The sequence below is a fragment of the Nonomuraea sp. NPDC049709 genome (assembly GCF_040674815.1).
Classification (GTDB): Bacteria; Actinomycetota; Actinomycetes; order Streptosporangiales; family Streptosporangiaceae; genus Nonomuraea.
In genome coordinates, this window is sequence record NZ_JBFANM010000048.1 from 82639 (window position 1) to 99120 (window position 16482).

Annotated in this window: 9 protein-coding genes; 5 read left to right on the plus strand and 4 right to left on the minus strand. The window is 70.9% G+C overall.

Going from position 1 to position 16482, the window contains the following annotated elements; genetic code table 11:
• Positions 1-71: 71 nt before the first annotated feature.
• Positions 72-4871 (minus strand): DEAD/DEAH box helicase, encoded by a 4800-nt coding sequence (locus AB0J69_RS38910; protein ID WP_364128356.1) that lies wholly within the window; start codon positions 4869-4871, stop codon positions 72-74.
• 117 nt (positions 4872-4988) lie between these two features.
• Between AB0J69_RS38910 and AB0J69_RS38915 the strand changes: the two genes are divergently transcribed.
• The gene (locus AB0J69_RS38915) at positions 4989-5477 is read left to right on the plus strand and encodes a VOC family protein (protein WP_364128326.1); all 489 of its coding nucleotides are present in this window, start codon (positions 4989-4991) and stop codon (positions 5475-5477) included.
• Between the two features lie 239 nt (positions 5478-5716).
• Complete coding sequence (locus AB0J69_RS38920) at positions 5717-5911, plus strand: DUF3046 domain-containing protein (protein WP_364128329.1); 195 nt, start codon at positions 5717-5719, stop codon at positions 5909-5911.
• A 199-nt stretch (positions 5912-6110) separates the two neighbouring features.
• On the opposite strand, the gene AB0J69_RS38925 is transcribed toward AB0J69_RS38920, so the two are convergent.
• Positions 6111-6389: a hypothetical protein gene (locus AB0J69_RS38925; protein WP_364128332.1), complete on the minus strand. Its 279-nt coding sequence runs from the start codon at positions 6387-6389 to the stop codon at positions 6111-6113.
• A 1133-nt stretch (positions 6390-7522) separates the two neighbouring features.
• Here AB0J69_RS38925 and recA point away from each other — a divergent pair.
• From recA to rny, 3 genes are all read left to right on the plus strand, one after another.
• Positions 7523-8629: a recombinase RecA gene (gene recA, locus AB0J69_RS38930; protein ID WP_364128335.1), complete on the plus strand. Its 1107-nt coding sequence runs from the start codon at positions 7523-7525 to the stop codon at positions 8627-8629.
• 1178 nt (positions 8630-9807) lie between these two features.
• On the plus strand, positions 9808-10290 hold the full coding sequence (locus AB0J69_RS38935) for a regulatory protein RecX (protein ID WP_364128338.1): 483 nt from the start codon (positions 9808-9810) through the stop codon (positions 10288-10290).
• A gap of 899 nt (positions 10291-11189) precedes the next feature.
• Positions 11190-12806, plus strand: a complete 1617-nt coding sequence (rny, locus tag AB0J69_RS38940) for a ribonuclease Y (protein WP_364128341.1) — start codon at positions 11190-11192, stop codon at positions 12804-12806.
• Positions 12807-12923: 117 nt separating this feature from the next.
• Here rny and AB0J69_RS38945 read toward each other — a convergent pair whose 3' ends face one another.
• Positions 12924-14759: a prolyl oligopeptidase family serine peptidase gene (locus AB0J69_RS38945; protein ID WP_364128344.1), complete on the minus strand. Its 1836-nt coding sequence runs from the start codon at positions 14757-14759 to the stop codon at positions 12924-12926.
• A 179-nt stretch (positions 14760-14938) separates the two neighbouring features.
• Positions 14939-15787 carry a glutamate ABC transporter substrate-binding protein gene (locus AB0J69_RS38950; protein WP_364128347.1) on the minus strand — a complete coding sequence of 283 codons (849 nt, stop codon included), beginning with the start codon at positions 15785-15787 and terminating at the stop codon, positions 14939-14941.
• Positions 15788-16482 lie beyond the last annotated feature (695 nt).

The window sequence follows — 16482 nt, forward strand, 5'->3', positions numbered from 1 at the left end:
GCGGCGAATGCCTCAGCCTGGGCAACCGCGGCACTGGACGGCGCCCACCCCACTGGGCGCCGTCCCTTCGCTCAGGCCCGCAGCCGCAGCCCGCGTGGCGTCGGATGGAAGCCGGCCGCCTCCAGGGCCGCGGCCAGCGGGGAGTCCACGATGGAGGCGCCGTCGGCCCGCTCCACCGTCAGCTTCCCCAGCGCCCCGTCGCGTACGGCCAGTGCCAGCGCGTCCACTGCCGGCTGCAACCGCTCGTCGTCGGAGAACGACAGCAGCGTCTTGCCGCCCCGTTCGACGTACAGCACCAGATGCCCGTCCACGAGCACCACCAGCGACCCGGCCTTCCTGCCCGGCTTGTGCCCGACGTCGTCGGGGCGCTGCGGCCAGGGCAGGGCGGCGCCGTACGGGCTGGCCGGGTCGGCCGCGGCCAGTACCACGGCCCGCCGCCCGCCACCCGCCTTGGCCGTCCCGGGGGCGGGCTGGGAGGTCGGTGCGATGCCCGGCGCCATGGCCCGCATCCGGTCCACCGCTCCCGGCAGCGCGAACTGCGCGCCCCCGAGCCCCTCGACGAAGTAGCCCCGGCGGCACCGTCCGCCCTCCTCGTAGGCCCGGAGGACCTGATAAATGGGCGTAAATCCCCCCGGTAGCCGTTCCGACGTCACCGCGCCCCGCGTCACCACCCCGTGCCGCTCCAGCAGGACCTCGGCCTGCGCGTTGGCCCGCTGCGTCGCGTCGGCGGCCGGCGAGGGCAGCAACCACCACCGGCCCGCCACGGTGGGCGGGCCGCTCCGGCTCGGCAGCACGGCCCGGCGCCGCCGCGTCGTGGCCGGCCGGTGGGCGGGCCGCCCGGTGCCCAGCGTCGCCCGCAGCGGCGCGAGGGTGTCACCGGACACCCGCCCCGCCCACACCAGATCCCACAGCGCGGACACCAGCGAGGCGTCGTCCAGCGACCCGAGCTGATCGGAGATCCCCCGGAAGAACAGCGCCCCGCCCCCGCCGAGCAGCTCCAGCACGCGATCGTGCACCGGCGTCATCGTGATCTCGGCGGGCACGGGCATCAGCAGCGGCGCGGTGTCGGCGAAGTAGAGCGACACCCACCCGTCGCCGCCGGGCAGCGACCCCTGCCCCACCCACATCACGTCACCCGACGAGGTCAGCTCGTCGAGCAGCGAAGGGTGGTAGCCGGGCACCCGCGAGGGCAGCACCAGCGTCTCCAGCGCCGAGGCGGGCACGGCGGCCCCCTGGAGCTGCTCGATCGAGCGGACCAGCGCGTCCATCGCCCGGGCTGCCCCGACAGGTCCCCGCGTGCCGGGGTCGCCCTGGGTGATGCCGTGCCAGGCGGGCAGGAACAGCGCCAGCGTCTCCGGCGCGACCGGCTCGACCTCCTTGCGCAACCTGGCCAGCGACCTGCGGCGGAGCATCCGCAGCACGCCGGCGTCGCACCACTCCTCGCCCCGCCCGCCGGGCCGGAACTCGCCGTTGACGACCCTGCCGGTCGCCGCCAGCCGGCGCAGCGCGTCGGTCACCACGGCCACGCCGAGCCCGAACCTCGCGGCCGCCGTGCCCGCGTGGAACGGCCCCCGCGTACGGGCGTGCCGCGCCACCAGGTCCGCCAGCGGATCCGCCACCGGCTCCAGGAACGCGTGCGGCACCCCCACCGGCAGCGGCGCGCCCAGCGCGTCACGCATGCGCGCCGCGTCCTCGATGGCCGCCCACTGCTCCTCGCCCGCGATGCGGATCCGGATCGCCCGCCGGGCCCGCTCCAGCTCCGCCAGCCAGCCGGGGTCGCCGCCGCGCACGCTCACGTCGGGCGCCAGCAGCGGCCCGTGCGAGCGCAGCAGGTCGGCGAGGTCCTCCAGGTCGCGCAGCGGGCGGTCGAGCCGGGCCAGCTCGCGCTCGCTGTCGGAGATCACGTCGGGGTCGAGCAGCTCGCGCAGGTCGGCCTGGCCCAGCAGCTCGGCCAGCAGCGTGGTGTCCAGCGCCAGGGCCTGCGCCCGGCGCTCGGCCAGCGGGGCGTCGCCCTCGTACATGAAGGCGCCCACGTAGTGGAACAGCAGCGAGGCCGCGAACGGCGAGGCCTGCGACGTCTCCACCTCCACCAGCCGCACCCTGCGCGCGGCGAGGTCGCGCATGAGCTGCACCAGCCCCGGCACGTCGAAGACGTCCTGCAGGCACTCGCGCATCGTCTCCAGCACGATCGGGAACGAGGCGTACTGCGAGGCCACGCCCAGCAGGTGGGCGGCCCGCTGCCGCTGCTGCCACAGCGGGCTGCGCCGGCCCGGCGTGCGGCGCGGCAGCAGCAGCGCCCGGCCCGCGCACTCCCTGAACCGGGAGGCGAACATGGCCGACCCGCCCAGCTCCTCCGTGACGATCTGCTCGATCTCCTCGGCGTCGAAGGCCGCCACGTCGGTGGGCGGCTCGGCCAGCGTGTCGGGGATGCGCAGCACGATGCCGTCGTCGGAATGGACGGCCTGCACGTCGATGCCGTAGCGCTCGCGCAGCCGCCGGTTGATCGCCAGCGCCCACGGGGCGTGCACCCGCGCGCCGTAGGGGGAGTGGATCACCACCCGCCAGTCGCCCAGCTCGTCGTGGAAGCGCTCGACCAGCAGCGTGCGGTCGTCGGGGACGTAACCGGTGGCCTCGCGCTGCTCCTTGAGATAGGCCAGCAGGTTGCCCGCGGCGAACTCGTCCAGCCCCGCCGCCCGCATCCGCTCCGTCGAGTCCTGCTTGGCCTGCTCGCGCAGGAACTGCCCGATCGCGCGGCCCAGCTCGGCCGGCCGCCCCGGCGCGTCGCCGTGCCAGAACGGCAGCTTGCCCGGCTGCCCCGGCGCCGGGGACACCAGCACCCGGTCGGCGGTGATGTCCTCGATCCGCCAGGAGGTCGCGCCCAGCACGAACACGTCGCCCACGCGCGACTCGTAGACCATCTCCTCGTCCAGCTCGCCCACCCTGGAGGCCCGCTCGCCCACCAGGAACACGCCGAACAGGCCCCGGTCGGGGATCGTGCCGCCGTTGGTCACCGCCAGCCGCTGCGCGCCGGGCCGCCCCTGGAGGACGCCCGTGACGCGGTCCCACACGATGCGCGGCCGCAGCTCGGCGAACTCCTCGCTCGGGTAGCGCCCGGCCAGCATGTCGAGCGTGGCCTCCAGCGCGCTCCTCGGCAGCGTGGCGTAGGGGGCGGCCCGCTTCACCACGGTCTCCAGCTCGTCGACCGTCCACTCGTCGAGCGCGGTCATCGCCACGATCTGCTGGGCCAGCACGTCGAGCGGGTTGCGCGGATAGCGCAGCTCCTCGATCAGGCCGCTCTTCATCCGCTCGGCCACCACGGCCGTCTGCACCAGGTCACCCCGGTATTTGGGGAAGATGACGCCCCTGGACACCGCCCCCACCTGGTGGCCCGCCCGGCCGATGCGCTGCAGCCCGCTGGCCACGCTCGGCGGCGCCTCCACGCACGCGACCAGGTCGACCGCGCCCATGTCGATGCCCAGCTCCAGGCTGGAGGTGGCGACCACGGCCGGCAGGCGGCCCGACTTGAGCGCCTCCTCGATCTGCGCCCGCTCCTCCTTGGAGACCGAGCCGTGGTGAGCGCGTACGATCTCCGTCACGACGCCCTTGCTCGCCCCGGCCTGCGCCATCATCTCGGCCGGCATCCGCTTGGCCGGTGCCCACTCCGGCGGCCCGGGGTTCCCTCCCGGCCGCGTCGACCCGCTCGCGGCGCCGTCCCTTGGTGACCCGCTCGCGGCGCCGTCTCGGGTCGGCCCGCCCCTGGCGCCGTCTCGCATCCACCCGCCCTCGGCGCCGTCTCGCGGCGGCCCGCTGCGGGGGTCGTCTCGCGGCGCCCCGCTACGGGGGTCGTCTCGCGACGGCCCACCCCCCGCGTCGCCCGGGAGCGACCCGGGACCGGCGTCCTCCCGCAGAGGCCCGCCCTCCGCGTCCTCCAACGGCGGGCCCGTCTCCCAGATCGACAGGTCCACGGCCTCCAGACCCTGGTCGCGGCCGTAGGCGAGCTCGTTGAGGCGGGTGCACAGCCGCTCGGCCAGCCGCCGCGAGTTCGCGAACACGATGGTGGAGCTGTGCGCCTCGATCAGGTCGAACAGCCGCTCCTCGACGTGCGGCCAGATCGACCGGTTGGCGGGCTCGGGGGCGAACTCGTCACCGCCGGCCTGCGGCCGGCCCTCCGTCTCCGTCATGTCCTCGACCGGGACGACGACCTCGACCTCGATCCGCTTGTCCGACGGCGGCTGCACGACGGTGGCCGGCCGCGCCCCGCCCAGGAACACCGCCACCTCGCTCACCGGCCGCACGGTCGCCGACAGACCCACCCGCTGCGCCGGCCGGTCGAGCAGCGTATCGAGCCGCTCCAGGCTGAGGGCCAGGTGGGCGCCGCGTTTGGTGCCCGCGACCGCGTGCACCTCGTCCACGATCACCGTCTCCACGCCCCGCAGCGCCTCCCGCGCCTGGCTCGTGAGCAGCAGGAACAGCGACTCCGGCGTGGTGATCAGGATGTCGGAGGGCCGGGCCGCGAACCGCCTGCGGTCCTCGGCCGGGGTGTCGCCCGAGCGGATCGCCACCGAGATCTCCGGCACCGGCAGCCCGAGCCGCCGCGCCGTCTGCTTCATCCCCGCCAGCGGCGCGCGCAGGTTGCGCTCGACGTCCACGGCCAGGGCCTTGAGCGGCGACACGTACAGGACCCTCGTCCCCGTGCGCTCCTCCCTGGAGGCGGCGAGCCGGTCGAGGGACCACAGGAAGGCCGCCAGCGTCTTGCCCGACCCGGTGGGCGCGACGACCAGGGTGTTGTCGCCACGCGAGATCGACTCCCACGCCCCCTCCTGGGCGGCCGTGGGAGATTGGAAGGCTCCATCGAACCATTGCCTGGTCATCTGGCTGAACTGGTCTAGCGAGCTCACCAGCACATACTGCCTCGCGCCACCGACAGAAAACGCATTTGGCCCGGTGGCAGGTGATTGAGGGGCGGCCCTGGCGGACATACAGCGACCGTGACCATCGATTACGCTGCCATCGAAGCCCGGCGTTCTGACCTGCGACAGCGCTACGTGTTACCGCACCGGCCCTCCAGCAGCGCGCGCGGCCTGCACCACATGGCCCTGCTGTCGTCCGACGTGGAACGGACCATCAAGTTCTACCAGGAACTCCTGGAGTTCCCGCTGACGGAGATCATCGAGAACCGCGACTACAAGGGCTCGAACCACTTCTTCTTCGACATCGGCAACGGCAATCTGCTGGCGTTCTTCGACTTCCCCGGGCTCGACCTGGAGCCGTACCAGGAAGTGCTCGGCGGGCTGCACCACATCGCGATCTCCGTCGATCCCGCGACGTGGGAGCGGTTGCGCGGGAAGCTGGAGATGGCCGGCGTGCCGCACCAGATAGAGAGCGGCGCCTCCATTTACTTCAAGGACCCCGACGGCGCCCGGCTGGAGCTGCTCGCCGACCATCTCGGTGAGATGTACGGCGCGCGGGTGATGTGAACTAGCGTCGCGACGCCCTCCGCGTACGCGGCTTGCCCGCACGTGGTGCCTGCCTGATGCTCGCGTGCCGTTCGGCGCGCTCAGCCTTCTCCTTCTGCACGGTGAGCCGCATCGCCAGTAACAAGCGGCGGCGCTTGGCCCTGTTGGCCTTCGTCTGGGCTGTCTTCGGGGGTGAAGACTTGGGGGTCTTTGGCATGCGGATGTCCTACCCACCCTTGGTGCGATTCCATACTTGAGTCATGCGCCTGACCGAGTTCTGGAGACGGATGAACGCTCACTTCGGTGAGACGTACGCCGAGTCGTGGGCCCGCGACTACGTGATAGCCCCTCTCGGGGGTCGCACCGTCGTGCAGGCGCTGGCCGACGGGGAGAGCGTCAAGACGGTGTGGCGCGCGGTCTGCCAGGTGGAGGACGTCCCGTCCAAGCTGCGCTGACGTCCCACCCAAGCCGCCCCGCCGCCCGTATCCGCTGGGGCTCGCTCAAGCTGCCCTGCCGCCCGTACCCGCTGCGGGTGCTCGCTCAAGCTGCTCCCGCCGCCCGCACCCGCTGCGGCCGCTCGTCCTGGCTGCCCTGCTACTCGTACCCGCCGCAGCTGCTCGTCCTGGCGGCGCTGACCCCTCGTCCGCGGGCGCGTCAGCCCTCCGGCTCGGCCGGGGCGAGCGTCTGGCGGAGGGTCGCGCTCGTGCGCTCCAGGTCGTCGGCCGAGCCCTGCCCGCCCGGCGACCACAGGAACTGCCATCCGCGGTTCGACGGGGTGGCGAAGACGATCGTCTGGTGACCGGTACGCGGGTGCCACACCCACAACACCGGATCCTCACCTCCCACCATCCGGCTGACCAGGCCGTGGGCGGGCAGCAACTCGGCGAGCGCCTCAAGATGGACGCGCCGTTCCCCGGTGTAGCCGCTCGCCACGTGCCGCCTCCAACCGTCGCCCTGTGCAGTGAGTCTCCCCAGCTCACGGCGCATGACAACACGTCGGCGGGCATCATCGCGCGGGCGGCCCCACGAGGATGCGCACGCACTCGAAGTCGAACGTGTGCGCGTACGGCTCGAAGAACTCGTGCGTGGGCAGACCGCAGACGCGGAACCCGAATTCGTGCTCGATCCACTCGGGAACCCCGGCAGTCCCGGCGCCTGAAACCGGAGCCCAGCGTCACCTCCCCGACCGTCACCTCATGCGGCGGTGAAGGTGAACCGATGCCGGTGTCCACGAGGAACACCAGGGGGAGGCAACGCGAGCGCAACCGGCTCGCCCTGCTGGGGGGCGGAGAAGGCGTTCGCGGAGCGGCACGTCCAGGGCCCCGCCGACGAGGAGGCGGTCTCATCAAGGGTGCCGTCAACTTCGCCGGCAAGGAGCCCCTGCCGCTGACGGTCATGCGGCACCGCCTCGGCCCCGAGGCCCAGGCCCGGGCAGACCGCCTGGCTTTGCCTGGCCCGGCCGGGCAGACCGCCTGGCTCCACTCCGGGCGCGGCGCCGACGAGCCGATGGCGGACTCGAACGGGTGCGTGCGGGTGAGCAGGAGACGTTCGCCCAGATGACTGTGGATCTCATGATCCACGCCACTGGAGACCCGGCCGTCCGCGAGCAACTCGTCGCCCTGGTGATCCCGCCCGCCGACCGGGATCGGCACGTGCTGGCGCCTCTCAGTCAGCGCGTTGGCCGAGCTGCGAGCTGCCGAACGAGCTGCCGACGCCATACTGAGGCCCCTGGACATCGGCATGCTCCTGCTTACCCCTACTCACCCCTGAGCGCTTTGTCCCCCTGACCATTGCCCTGCCTTGGGCCCGCTTGCCCTGCGCCCGCTTGCCCTACGCCCCGCTTGCCTGCCTGGGCCCGCTTGCCCTGCTCCGCGCCTGCTCGGAGCCTCCAAGACGGGTGATTGACGGGAGACGGGTGTTCGGGCGTGTTCCTGCTGTGATCGAACAGCCGTTCGGCTACGATGGACAAAGCCGGGCCACGTCTTCCCCGACTACGGCAGAAAATGTCGGTGGCAGGCCGTAGCTTTCACTCGACTGATCGGACCACGACCCTCCAGGGGAGTTCCATGGCTATCAACGACCGCGAGAAGGCCCTCGAGACCGCACTCGCTCAGATCGAGCGACAGTTCGGCAAGGGCTCCGTCATGAGACTGGGCGATGACGCCCGAGCTCCCATCGAGGTGGTCCCCACGGGGTCGATCTCCCTTGACGTGGCCCTCGGCATCGGCGGCCTGCCGCGCGGGCGCATCGTGGAGATCTACGGCCCGGAGTCCTCGGGCAAGACCACGGTCGCCCTGCACGCGGTGGCCAACGCCCAGCGGGCCGGCGGCATCGCGGCGTTCATCGACGCCGAGCACGCCCTCGACCCCGAATACGCCAAGAAGCTGGGGGTCGACACCGACGCCCTGCTGGTCTCCCAGCCCGACACCGGTGAGCAGGCGCTCGAGATCGCCGACATGCTGATCAGGTCCGGCGCCGTCGACATCATCGTCATCGACTCGGTGGCGGCCCTGGTGCCCAAGGCTGAGATCGAGGGCGAGATGGGCGACAGCCACGTCGGTCTCCAGGCCCGCCTCATGTCCCAGGCCCTGCGTAAGATCGCCGGCGCCCTCAGCAGCACCGGCACCACCGCCATCTTCATCAACCAGCTCCGCGAGAAGATCGGCGTCATGTTCGGCAGCCCCGAGACGACGACCGGCGGTAAGGCGCTGAAGTTCTACGCCTCGGTCCGCATGGACATCCGCCGCATCGAGACCCTCAAGGACGGCACGGAGGCGGTCGGCAACCGCACCAGGGTCAAGGTCGTCAAGAACAAGATGGCCCCGCCCTTCCGCGTCGCCGACTTCGACATCCTCTACGGGGTGGGCATCTCCCGCGAGGGTGGCCTCATCGACATGGGCGTGGAGCACGGCTTCGTCCGCAAGTCCGGCGCCTGGTACACCTACGAGGGCGACCAGCTCGGCCAGGGCAAGGAAAACGCCCGCAACTTCCTGAAGACTCACCCCGACATGGCCAACGAGATCGAGAAGAAGATCAAGGACAAGCTGGGCGTGGGCCCGCGCCTCGACGCTCCCGCCGAAGCAGCAGCAGCTGCGGCCGCCGCCGCTCCGGCCCCGGTCGCCGCTCCCTCGGGCCGCGGCTCGAAGTCCACCCCCAAGCCGGGTGACGTCTGATCGATCACCGCATGAGCAGCACGGACCGGCCGCAAGCGCCCCCTCCACCGGACCGGGGCGCCTGGCCCGACCACACGTCTCCCCGGAGAGGCGACCTGGCCCGCTCGGCCACGGACGGCTGGCCGTCGGTGGACGAGTGGCGCGAGCAACGCGACCGCCAACGGCGTGCCGAGGAGACATCCTCCGCCGCCACCACAGACCTTCCCGAGGAGGCAATCTCCTCTGCCACCACGGACGCTCCTGAGGAGGCGGCCTTTGTTGCCGCCACGGATCCTTCCGAGGAAGTGCCCGCCGCCACCCCAACCGGCCCTTCCCCCTCGGGAGAGCCGGAGAGGCCCCATGACCCCGCCGGCGACTCACCCGGTGCCGCCCCGGTCCACCGGCCTTCTGACGACCCTCCTGGCGACCTGGGCGGCGGCGAGCGCCAGGGTGACAAGGACCGCCTGGGCGTTCAGGACAGTCTGAGCAACCCAGACAACCTGAGCAACCGAGACAACCTGAGCGGCCGGGGCAAACTGAGCGGCCGGGGCAGTCTTGGGGGCCGGGACAACCTGGGTGACCAGGACAGTCTGAGGGACAAGGACAACCTGGGCGGTCAAGATGATCCGGTCGGCCGGGTTGGTTCGGTCGATCAGATTCGCTCGGACGCCGGGGATGGTGCGGGCGATGAGAGCGGGGCGGGGAGTCAGGACGACAGGATTGGTCGTACGGAGACCTCGCCCAAGGCACGGGCCGCGGATGAATGGCACTCCGAGGTGCTGGCCGGGAGCAGTTGGTTCGGGCGCGAACAGAATGGTGCCGGAACGGGACAGCCGGGAATGGGGCGCCGATCCGGGGGATCCGGCAATCGGGCTGGGCGTTCCGGTGGGAAGTCCCGGCGTTCCGGCCAAGGCTCTGCGCCGTTCGGCACGGGTCCCGAGGAGTTCGGTGAAGGCGCCAGGGAGTTCAGTCAGGGCCCGGGGGAGTTCGGTGCGGGCTCAGGGCGGTTTGGTGAAGGTCCTGGGGGGTCCGGAGCGGGTTCTGGGGAATTTGGTGAGGGTTCTGGGCAGGGCGGCGGAAGATCCTCCGGACGTTTTGGGGGGAGGGGTCGGAAGGGTGGTCGGAAGCGGGGATGGTCATCCGACGGGCCCGATGCCGAGAGTGCGGCCGGTTCGGGGGCTCAGGCCGATCCGGAGTCGGTGGCCCGGGCGATCTGCCTGCGCCTGCTCACCATGGCGCCCAAGACGCGTGCCCAGCTCGCTGAGGCCCTGCGCAAGCGGGACGTGCCGGAGGAGGCTGCCGAAGCGGTGCTCAGCCGGTTCTCCGAGCTGGGGCTGATCAACGACGAGGCGTTCGCGGCGGCCTGGGTCGATTCCCGGCACCACGGCCGTGGGCTGGCCAAGCGCGCCCTGGCGGCCGAGCTTCGCCACCGGGGTGTGGACGGTGACACGGTCAAGGAGGCCGTGGAGCGGCTGGATCCCGACCAGGAGGCGGAGACGGCCCGGCGGCTGGTGGAGCGCAAGCTCGCCGCCACCCGGTCCCTGGATCCTCAGGCCCGCACCCGGCGGCTGGCGGGCATGCTCGCACGCAAGGGCTACCCCTCGGGGCTGGCCTTCCGTGTCATCCGAGAAGCCCTTGAGCAGGAGGGCATCGAGATGGAGGAGGACTATCCCCAGGGCTAGGGATGGGGCTAGGGATGAGGATGGGGGGCTAGGGCTAGGGCTAGGGATGCCTTCCGGGCAGCGCCGTTCTCCCAGCCGACGCCCCTCTCGGTTGATGCCCCTCCCGGCCAGCACTGCCTTCCTGGCCAGCACTGCCTTCCTAGCCAGCACTGCCTCCCCGATCAGGACTGCCTTCTGGCCAGGTCTGCCTCTTGATCGGGGCTGTTCCTAGCCAGTGCTGCCTTTTGGCTTGATTTGCTCCCAACCGGCGGCACCGCTTTCAACCGCCACTGCTCCCAGCCAGCACCTCCCAGCTAGTGCTGCTCTCCTGGCTAGCACCGCTCCCTGGCAGCACCGCTCCCTGGCAGCACCGCTCCCTGGCCGGGGCTGTTCCTGGTCGGAGTCGGGTCCTGATCAGCGCGGCTCCCTGGGTTGGGGTTGGTCCTGGGTGGGAGGGCTTGTGGTCGGGATTTCCCAGTTGAGGTGTGTTCGTGGTCGTATGCCTGGATGGGGGGCATGGCGGTGGCCTGCGCCTAAGGGTCGTTTGATGTCTGTGGTGGGCTGTGCGGGCGACGTCGGCCATTTTGGATTAAACAGTGCAATATCCGGCCAGAGGGGAGGCCGTAAGACACGCTTGATGACGCGTTTGCTTGCTCGTGACCTGTTCGACGCATAACCTCGACGGCAGTGAGGAGTTACTCCGCGCAGCGCGGATTGCCATACCGGTGAACGACGGACGAACGAGCTTGGTTGATCGAGGCAGGCGAGGTGTCGGCTCTGGCAGTCGACGCCCGGTCAGCCTTGGCTTGACCTCGATCCCGAAGATGACGCCGACCGGGCTCTCCGTGGCGCGCCTGTGACCCCTCCTGTTCTGTGGCCGCGTTATGAGTTCTTGACGACGCGAGGAGGGCGGGGCACGCATGGGGCCGCTGGTCGTGGTGCTGATGGTGGCGGTGCTCGTGCTCGCGTTCGGGATGATCGTGGCGCTCCTCGTCGTCATACGGCGCACCTCGGGCGGCCTGCCCCGGGCTGCCAAGCCGAGCCCCGAGCAGGTGCAGGCGGTGCACGAGGAGCTCGAACAGGCTCGTGAGGAGGCGCAGGAGATCCGCCACAAGGCGGAGACCGACGCCGAGGAGATCCTGCGCAGGTCCGAGGCGGCCGCCGAGAGCGCCACGCAGATGCGGCGGGAGGTCGAAGAGGAGAGCCGCATCCTCAAGACCGAGCTCAAGGAGCTGCGGGCCGATCTGGAGCGCCGGGAGGCCCGGCTGGCCGAGCGGGAGCAGCGGCTGGACGACGAGGCCAGGCGGCAGTCGGAGCGGGACAGGAAGCTGGCCGAGACCGAGATCGAGCTGGCCGACCGCCGCGAGGAGCTGCTCCAGGTCGAGGAGGAGCGGCGGGTCATCCTGGAACGGGTGGCCGGGCTCACGGGCGAGCAGGCCAAGAACGAGCTGGTCAAGGAGATCGAGAACCAGGCCAAGCGCGAGGCCGCGCTGATCATCAGGGAGATCGAGGGGGAGGCCCGCAAGGAGGGCGAGAAGCGGGCCACGAAGATCGTGACGCTGGCCGTGCAGCGGGTGGCGGCGGAGCAGACGGCCGAGTCGGTCGTCAGCGTGCTGCACCTGCCCGGCGACGAGATGAAGGGCCGGATCATCGGTCGCGAAGGGCGCAACATCCGCGCTTTCGAGTCCACGACCGGAGTGAACCTCATCATCGACGACACGCCGGAGGCGGTGCTGCTGTCGTGCTTCGACCCGGTCAGGCGGGAGACGGCGCGGCTGACGCTGGAGAAACTGGTGCTCGACGGCCGCATCCATCCGCAGCGCATCGAGGAGGCCCACGACCGCAGCCGCCAGGAGGTGCAGGACCTGTGCGCGCGGGCCGGCGAGGACGCCCTCGTCGAGCTGGGCATCACCGACATGCATCCCGAGCTGACGCTGCTGCTCGGGCAGCTGCGCTACCGCACCTCGTACGGGCAGAACGTGCTCAAGCACCTCATCGAGTCCGCGCACATCGCCGGGATCATGGCCGCCGAGCTGAAGATGAACCAGACGCTGATGAAGCGGTGCGCCCTGCTCCACGACATCGGCAAGGCGCTCACGCACGAGGTCGAGGGCAGCCACGCGCTGATCGGGGCGGAGATCGCCCGCAGGTACGGCGAGGAGGAGGACGTGGTGCACGCCATCGAGGCGCACCACAACGAGGTCGAGGTCCGTACCGTCGAGGCGGTGCTCACCCAGGCCGCCGACGCGATCAGCGGCAGCCGTCCTGGAGCCCGGCGGGAGTCCCTGGAGGCGTACGTCAAGCGGCTGGAGCGGCTGGAGGAGATCGCTCAGTCGTACGAGGGTGTGGAGAAGGTGTTCGCCATGCAGGCCGGGCGGGAGATCCGGGTCATGGTCAAGCCCGACGCGATCGACGACATCCAGGCCCAGGTGATCGCCCGGGACGTGGCCAAGCAGGTGGAGGAGGAGCTCACGTACCCGGGGCAGATCCGCATCACCGTGGTCAGGGAGTCGCGCGCCACGGAGTTCGCCCGCTGAGCCGGGATTGAGGCTGTTCGGGCCTGGATGAGCCCGATCTGAGCCCGGTTCTGAGCCTGGGTGCGCTCGGCCGGGCCGGCTCTGGGGTCGATCCGCGTTCGGTGCCTGCGGTCTTTCCTAGCTGAAGAGTTGCTGGTAGAAGGCCAGTTCGGCGGCCAGGGCGGCAGCTCGTGTCTCCGTGCGGCGGAAGCCGTGGGACTCGCCCTCGAAGGCGAGGTACGTGCACGGCACGCCGCGTTCGGACAGCGCGTCGGCGAACGCGGCGGACTGCCCGGGTGGCACCACCGGATCATCGAGGCCCTGCAGGAGCAGCATGGGACACGTCACGCCGTCCACGAGGGCGAGGGGCTCACGGGTCGCGTACAGCTGGGGATCGTCGGGGCCCACCAGCGCCTCCACGTAGCGTGACTCGAAGTCGTGGGTGTGCGCGACCAGCGGCCCGAGCGCGCTGACGCCGTAGTACGACACCCCTCCGGCGAACACGTCCGACCGGCAGCAGGCGGCCATCACGGTCCAGCCGCCCGCGCTGCCCCCGCGCACCGCGATCCGGTCGGGGTCGGCGAGACCCTCCGCGGCCAGCCACCTGGCGGCGGCGACCGTGTCCTCGACGTCCACCAGGCCCCACTGGCCCCTGAGCCGGTCCCGGTAGGCCCGGCCGTAGCCGGTCGAGCCGCCGTAGTTGACGTCGAGCACGCCGATGCCGCGTGAGGTCAGGAACGCCTTCTCCAGGTCGAGGGCGGTGTCGGCGTGCGCGGTCGGACCTCCGTGCACGAAGATCACGTAGGGGGGTGTGCCGTCGGTGGCGGGGGCGTGCGGCGGGTAGAGGAACGCGTGGACGTCCGCCTGGGGGCCGGGCACCCGTACGGGGCGGGGGACGGGTAGGTAGGCCGGGTCGGGCAGGAAGGAGATGTCGCGTTTGAGGGAGGTGTGCCCGCCTGTCGTCGTGTCGACGGTGACGACGGAGCGGGGGGTGGTGGCGGCGTAGCCGATGCCGACCACGCTCGTGCCCTCGGTGGCCAGCGCCGCGTCCCAGCCGGTATGGGGCACGTCGAGGTCGGTGAGCGTGCCCGAGCCGGGGTCGAGGACGCCCAGGCGCAGGTCACCGCGCCCGTGCAGGACCGCGAGACGGCCGTCGGGGAGTGGCGCGTACGGCATCCCGCCCAGGCGCCATGGTGGTGCCGTGAACTCCTCCTCGGCTGGATGGAGGGCTCGTGCGTCGTCGCCCTGGAGGCCGACCTCGTAGAGGTTCCACCAGCCGGAGGAGTCGGAGACGAGGTAGAGCCGGGAGTCGTCCTTCCAGGCCGGGGCCAGTACGGACTCGGTGGGCCCGCCCCTGACCGTCCACGAACCCGGGGCGCCGGAGACGCCGGACAGGCGGGTGACGCGTAGCTCTGTGCCGTCCCAGGGCATGCGTGGGTGGTTCCAGCAGACGTAGGCCAGATGCCGCCCATCTGGGGAAATGGCGGGAGAGGCGTAGAAGTCGCACCCGGTGGCCCATTCGCGGGGCTCCCCGCCGTCCAGCGGGATCGACACGATCGCCCTGGTGACCTTGCCGTCCTCGGCGTGGCGCTCGCGTACGCACCAGACCTGGCCGTCGTGCACCAGCAGATCCGCGTAGCGGCAATCCTCGTCCGTGATGGGTTTCGGTTCGCCGTTTTCGCCCAGAAAGTACAGGCGCTGGTCCTTCAGGTTGGCGAACACCACCTCGCCCGCCGGGGTCACGGCGTACGGTCTGCCGCCGTACTCGTGGACCCGGGTGCGCGCGCACCACGGGGCGGGGAGCAGGTCACGGCGGGTGCCGTCGGCGGCGCGGCAGACGATCGTGGTGCGCCCGCCCTCGTCGGGACGGTCCTCGGTCCACCACACCCGGCCGTCCCTGGCCGTGGGCCAGCCGGGGCGCACGCCGGAACCGGCCACGTCTCTGGTCGAAATGGGGGAGGGCCAGAAAGGCATACCCGCATCCTGCCGGAAGATCGCCGGGAGTGCGGGCCGGTCCTCACAGTTGACGCGGCCGGTCGTCACAGTCGACGGGGGAGTCGGCACAATTCTCGGGGCGATCGCACGGTGCTTCCCGGGGCGGTCGCGCAGTTGGCGGGCCGGTCTCCGCAGTCCACAGGGCCGGTGCCCGCCGTTCAGTGGCAGCCCTCGGCACGTGGCTGGGTGGAGGGCAGCCGCAGGTCGGTCCGGCCGAACCACTTGCGCAGCAGTCGCGTGGCCGTCCCGTCGTGCCACATCTGGGCGATCGCCCGGTTGACGGCCTCGCAGGTCTCGATGTCGCCCTTCTTGATGCCGACGCCCCACTTCTCGTCGCTGATCGGTTCGTTGAGCAGCCTGTACCGGCCGGGATCGTGCTCGGCGAACCCGGCCAGGATCAGGTTCTCGGTGCTGACCGCGTCGAGCTGATCCGCGGCGAGCTTGCGTACGCAGTCGGAGTAGTTGCTGGCGTTCACCAGCTCGGCAGGCAGGTCGAGCCGGCCGTCCGGCGGCGGGTCCACGATCCGGCGGTACGAGTTCGAGCCCTCGGCCAGGCAGATCCGCTTCCCCCGGAGATCGGTCACCTTGCGGATCCTCGTGTCGTCCGCGCGCACCATCGTGTCCTGGCGGACGATCACGTACGGGCCGGCGAACGTCACCTTGGGCTTGCGGGCCTCCGTGATGGAGTAGGAGGCGAAGATCATGTCCACGGTGCCGTTCTGGAGCAGCGCCTCCCGGGTGGACGACGGCGACTCCCGCCATGTGATCTTCACGGGGGTGTCGCCGGCGAGGTATTTGACGACGTACCGGGCGACGTCCGTGTCGAAGCCCTCGGGCTCGTCCTCGCCCGTCCTGAGCCCCAGGCCCGGCTGGTCCCACTTGGTGCCGACGACGACCGTCCCGGTTCCCTTGATCTTTTCGACGACGGTGGCGTACGAGCCGCCGCCCGCGCAGGCGGCCAGGCCCGTCACCATGGCGCCGGCGATCGCCACGTACGCCTGACGCATGCGCCACCCCCCGATGCTTCCTCCTACAACAAAGTCTGCCGCCGGTCAGGCGGTGCGAGAGAGTGTGTGGGCGGTTCTAACCGAGCCGTGGCACCTTCTTGAGGCTTTACGGGAAGCATTTCCGCAAAAATCGCTTTTAACGCAACAACGGGATATTCGGGGATCGATCGCCAAGAATAAATAACACCATGGTGGAAAAGTGTCAAATGTCAAGCTGGCATTACCGATGCGCGATGAATTCTTGTTGTCACCGATGGGCCGCCGTAGCGTGACGAGCGTTGGGGGCTCGGTGCTTCATCGGAGCACAAGGGAGTTCGTATGGGGCAACAGACGTACGCCTGCCGCAACTACATCGGCGTCACGGCTGTCGGGAGCCGCCTGCACGTCAAGGGCTTCTACGAGTGCTCGCGGCGCATGGGAGGCTCCCTGACCGTCAAACATCCGCGGCGTCATCAAGACGAAGTACTGCTACGTCCAGCGACTCACCAGCCGCTACTGCAGCATGTCGTTCTACGTCGACAAACCCAGGGGGCGCCGGTCGTGGGTGGCGCTCACCCTGTCCGGGATCGGGCCGCCCATAGAGCCGCCGCCCGCCCGCGTCTCATTCCGCTACTAGTCCACGAAATCTCTCGTGGATGAACGAACGGCGGTGGGGGGGGGGGTGCGCGCCCACCCCGCGGGCGGGGGGTAGAGGG

Bases quoted from the DNA above. Each gene is read 5' to 3' on its own strand.
- recA (WP_364128335.1), top strand. From the start codon at position 7,523: ATGGCTATCAACGACCGCGAGAAGGCCCTCGAGACCGCACTCGCTCAG.
- AB0J69_RS38945 (WP_364128344.1), bottom strand. From the start codon at position 14,759: ATGCCTTTCTGGCCCTCCCCCATTTCGACCAGAGACGTGGCCGGTTCC.
- AB0J69_RS38950 (WP_364128347.1), bottom strand. From the start codon at position 15,787: ATGCGTCAGGCGTACGTGGCGATCGCCGGCGCCATGGTGACGGGCCTG.
- AB0J69_RS38920 (WP_364128329.1), top strand. From the start codon at position 5,717: ATGCGCCTGACCGAGTTCTGGAGACGGATGAACGCTCACTTCGGTGAG.
- rny (WP_364128341.1), top strand. From the start codon at position 11,190: ATGGGGCCGCTGGTCGTGGTGCTGATGGTGGCGGTGCTCGTGCTCGCG.
- AB0J69_RS38910 (WP_364128356.1), bottom strand. From the start codon at position 4,871: ATGACCAGGCAATGGTTCGATGGAGCCTTCCAATCTCCCACGGCCGCC.